The sequence below is a fragment of the Pseudomonadota bacterium genome (assembly GCA_018823135.1).
Classification (GTDB): domain Bacteria; phylum Desulfobacterota; class Desulfobulbia; order Desulfobulbales; family CALZHT01; genus JAHJJF01.
The window spans coordinates 1-4,696 of the sequence record JAHJJF010000078.1 but is presented as its reverse complement, the minus strand read 5'-3'; the positions used below and the strand labels follow the sequence as shown (position 1 = coordinate 4,696).

Genomic DNA, 4,696 nt, shown 5'->3' with positions numbered 1-4,696 from the left:
TCGCGTTTCCGGCCTGTGAGTTCGCGTAAGATTCCGTGTTCGCAGAAATCACTGATCAATTTGCTTGCCGTATTGGGCTGGGCATCAAGCAAGGCCGTTACCTGCTTGATGCTGACCACCGGATTCTCATAGAGGTGCCGGATAAGGGCCTGGGCGTTCTTTTGTCGGCGGACATGGAAGCACGGGAGTATTTCACGTTCGATGCGTTCCTTGAGAACAATGATCTCTTTAAAGACCTGAATGGATTGGCTGGCCGTCTCCCGCACGCCATAGAGAAAGAACCTGAGCCAATCAAGCAGGTTATGGTTGGTGCGGACTGCGGTCAAATGATCGTAATAATCGCCCTTATGTTGTTCGAAGAAAAAAGAGAGATACAGGGCCGGTTTGGCAAGGAGCCCGAAGCCGACCAGGTAGAGAACGATAAGCAGCCGCCCAAGACGGCCATTGCCGTCCAGAAAGGGATGAATGGTTTCAAATTGATAATGAATGATGCCGATCTTGACCAGATGGGGAACATGGATCTCTTCATTATGCATGAATTTTTCCAGGTCGCTCATCAGTTCCACTACATGTTCGTGATGCGGCGGCACAAAGGTGGCATTTTTCAGACTCACACCGATCCAGTTCTGGCTGGTGCGGAATTCTCCCGGCTGTTTGTGTTTGCCGCGCACACTCTGCAGGAGAATGCGGTGGGTATCCTTGATCAGGCGGCTGGAAAGCGGCAAGGTCTGCAGTTGGCTGATGGCAGTGTTTAAGGCCTGGATATAGTTTTGTACCTCCTGCCAGTCATCGCGTTTTTCAGGATCAAGATCCAGCCCATCAACCAGGGCCTCTTCCATATTGGTCCGGGTCCCTTCTATGCGGCTTGAAGTTGTGGCTTCCTTGGTGACATGCATTTTTATAAAAAAATCCACATCGGGAATAAGCTGGGAAAAAGCGTTCAGCTCACCAAGCAGGCGGCTCGCTTCATCCAGGAGGGTGATGATCTCAGGGGTGGAAATCTGCCATTCCAGATTGATCGGTTCAGGCAAAAAGCTCCGGTATTGATACTGTTGTTCAAAACTACCGGAATGGAATTGGCTTATATCTTTTCTCATCATGGAGCGACCCTTCTGGAAATGACATTTTATTTTTGCTATGTCAATTACGTGCGGTCAATTTGACATAGCGTGCAGGGTATGTCAAATCAAAAGATGTCGAAATTTCACCCCGCAAATTTATTAAGCCGCCAAAGCCTCATTCAACTCTTCAATTATCACAGTCAAATCTTCACCAAAGAGCTGATACACCCTACCTAACCCTCCTTGCTGGGCAAACGGCGCATAGTCGAAGTCAGTCCCTCCCGACATCCCTGTCTCCCGCGACACTAGTACGTCCTGTACGTCGGTCGCTCCCGACATCCCTGTCTCCCGCGACACTAGTACGTCCTGTACGTCGTCTGTTTCAATGCCAAGATTGGCGGCGATATGATCACGGATCATTTTATCTTTTTCAGGATTTTGTTGATCGCATCCATTTCAAAGAAATCCGGATCAAAGGTATCACTGCCATACCATCTCATCATTTCCGCATGATCTTCGCTTTGCGGATCATTCATTGCCTCCAGGAAATTCTCGTATCCTGGAACCCCGCCGACGTCTTCAGGCGGGCAAGCGCGAGCCCCGGCCAATAGAACAGGATATTGGGATGGCTTTTCAGCAGATGTAATAACTTTCTCGATCTCTATTTCATGCTGCCAGCCGTCACCGAAATCATATTCATACATGCAGCGCTTTCGCATGTCGGCTTCCAGGTCGCACAGCCTGAATTTTTTCTCATCAAGGGCTTTTATCTCGCTCCACTCGTCATCAAGGTCCGCCGGGCCATAAAGATTCCTGCCGATCATGAACTGATGCAGATGAGTATCAGTCCAGCCCATGCAGAGTTGTATGACATCATGCAATTTGGCCAGGGTAAGGTTCCCCGGCACTTGTACACGCCGCCAGATTAGGGGTTCGGAATAGAGCAACGAGACCTTCAATTGATATGCGGCCACCGGCGTTTTCTTTTTAACCGCCTTGTCAGTTTCCCGCTGTTTCGCTGAAAAATTCCCTTGAATGATTTTAGCCATGTCAATTCACTTGTTATCAGTTATTCGTGGTCAAAAGGTTCATTACCAATCTAATCATCAATTCCTTCTGCCCCGGCTCGCTTTCCGCAATCAATAAGGCCCAGCGCAACCAGACCGTTATCATTAATACCGGATTGTTCAAGAAGGTTATTCTCCTTTAGGAAAACCAGGAAGAGGAAAGAACCGATCCGCTTATTGCCATCGCTGAAAGGATGGTCCTTGATTACAAAGTACAGGAGATGGGCCGCCTTTTCCTCGACGCTGGCATAAAGGTCCTGGCCGCCGAAGGTCTGGTCGAGATTGCCGAGGATGCCCTGGAGATGATGGTCACGTTCCTGGCCGAACAGATCGGAGGCCTCGCCCCGCATAAGCAAATCAGCCTTGAGCGTCTTGATTGATTGTTGGGTCTGCCCATAATCCAGGGACTGTCTTGCCGGATGACTCTCCTTGGGGATTTCCAGGCGGTCCTCATCGTATTTGAGAAGCAGTGTCCATGACTTGGCATACCGGCCGACCACTTCCAGCACGGCTCTGCCCTCATCGCTGAGAGTTTCATGGCTTTCCAGTGTCCTGGTGAGGAGGGCAATTGTCTGTTCCATCTCCGAGAGACCTTTCTCCGCAAGCCTTCGCTCGTTGACTGTGTAGCCTTTGATGAGATGGTCTTTAAGGACGGAAGTCGCCCAGACACGAAACCTGGTTCCACGGATTGAATTAACCCGGTAACCAACTGAGATAATGGCATCGAGATTATAATAGTCTACTTGATAAATTTTCCCGTCTGCAGCAGTTGTTGCATTTTTTGCAACAACTGAATCACGTGACAATTCGTCACTTTTAAAAATATTATTTAAATGCCTAGAGATGACGGACTTATCGCGCCCAAACAATTCTGCCATTTGATTTAGAGACAGCCAAACCGTTTCTTCATGAAGATGGACTTCTAGCGAACTCTTTCCATCTTCAGCCTGATAGATAATTATTTCACCGTGTTCACTCTGCATCTTAAGCCGCCAACGCCTCGTTTAATTCTTCAATTATCACAGTCAAATCTTCACCAAAGAGCTGATACACCCTACCTAACCCACCTTCCTGGGCAAAAGGCGCATAATCAAAGTCGTCAGTCTCTATACCAAGATTGGCGGCAATATGGTCGCGGATCATCACCAGCCATTGCCGCTGTTCATCGCTGAACTTCTTACCACTTGCCTCCTGCTGGGAGAGCCAGGCCTTGAAATTTGCCTCAACCTTTTCCGGAAACGGCACCAGCTCATTCTCCTGATGCATGGCAAAACGGACCAGGGAAACCAGATCGGTCAGGATATGCGGGGCATTGGCCCCCTTGACCTTGGCCTTCTCAAGAGCCGCATACCCATCCCAGAGATTATCGACCCGGAAATGGTGCGGCGGCTTTTCGATCCGAGCGGCCAGTTCCTTGATATCCTCAAAGCGCAACCGGCTCTTGTAGGGCCTGCTGTAAAGAACCTGCAGGGCGGTGATCTCGTCGCGGTTATCGGACACAAACTGCTCGAAGGATTGGACCATGGACTTGACCTTTTCCAGGGCCTCGACGGAAAACTCGGCGGAGATCACCTGATCTTCACTGATGTTGTCGATGATCTGCTCGTTCTTCTTCTTGACCTCGACCAGGAAATTGCGCAGTTCGGGATTATGGAGGGGCCGGGTTGCCTCGACAATCAGTTTGGTGGCGGCCTGGTTGATCTGCTCTTCACTGGGCTCGGCGCAGCCAGTATCCTGCCTGGCCCTTTCAATATGGTTGTCGGGCTTGATGGCGGTGACCAGATCGGTTGTCAACTGTTCGATTGTCTTACCATTGGCAAGCTCGATCACCTGGCGATCATCCGCAGGCGTTATCTGCCGGCCGATCCGGGCCATCCGGGCGGCCAGCGATGAAATGACATCCGGGTCGGTATTGCCGAGGCTTACCGCCTGCAGGAGTTTTTCGAGACTGACCGTGGGTTTTCTCTCCATGGGCCGAGAATCGGTCTTGTCCATCTCGCAGACACCGACACAATCGACAATGATGAAATGGTCCTTGAACTTGGCATCCGGGGTGACCGACTGCAGATCGTTAGGATTGACAACCCGTACCCCGCGACCCTTCATCTGCTCGAAGAAGGAGCGTGAGCGGACGGCCCGCATGAACATGACGATTTCCAGCGGCTTGATATCGGTGCCGGTGGCGATCATATCGACGGTGACGGCGATTCTGGGCATTGGACTGGTACGGAATGAATTAATAAGATCCTCTGGTTTCTGACCGGTGGTCTTGTAGGTAATCTTCTGGGCGAAATCGTTGCCCTTGCCGAACTCCTCGCGGATGATCTTGACGATATCCTCGGCGTGGCTGTCGTCCTTGGCGAAGATCAGGGTCTTTGGTACCCATGTGCGGCCCGGGAAGATCTCGGTCAGCACCTTGTCTTTAAAGGTTTTGATGATCGTGCGGATCTGGTCGATGGCCACCACATCGCGGTCGAGCTTGTTGGGGTCGTACTCGAAATCCTCTTCCAGTTTTTCCCAGCGGGTGGTGCGGGTCTCGCGGTCGCGCTTGTCGATATAGTAGCCGGA

General features: G+C 50.9%; 4 protein-coding genes and 1 pseudogene. All 5 read right to left on the bottom strand.

Annotated elements, in window-relative coordinates; genetic code table 11:
- Window positions 1-1,097 (bottom strand): Fic family protein (locus KKE17_08115; protein MBU1709951.1); only part of this gene is annotated, 1,097 nt, incomplete at its 3' end.
- Between the two features lie 123 nt (window positions 1,098-1,220).
- Window positions 1,221-1,349 carry a hypothetical protein gene (locus tag KKE17_08110; GenBank protein ID MBU1709950.1) on the bottom strand — a complete coding sequence of 43 codons (129 nt, stop codon included), beginning with the start codon at window positions 1,347-1,349 and terminating at the stop codon, window positions 1,221-1,223.
- Between the two features lie 128 nt (window positions 1,350-1,477).
- Entirely contained in the window at window positions 1,478-2,110 is a 633-nt protein-coding gene (locus KKE17_08105; GenBank protein MBU1709949.1) for a plasmid pRiA4b ORF-3 family protein, read from the bottom strand.
- A gap of 16 nt (window positions 2,111-2,126) precedes the next feature.
- A pseudogene (locus KKE17_08100) lies at window positions 2,127-3,111 on the bottom strand (virulence RhuM family protein).
- 1 nt (window position 3,112) lies between these two features.
- A partial coding sequence (locus KKE17_08095; protein ID MBU1709948.1) for a type III restriction endonuclease subunit R occupies window positions 3,113-4,696 on the bottom strand: 1,584 nt, incomplete at its 5' end.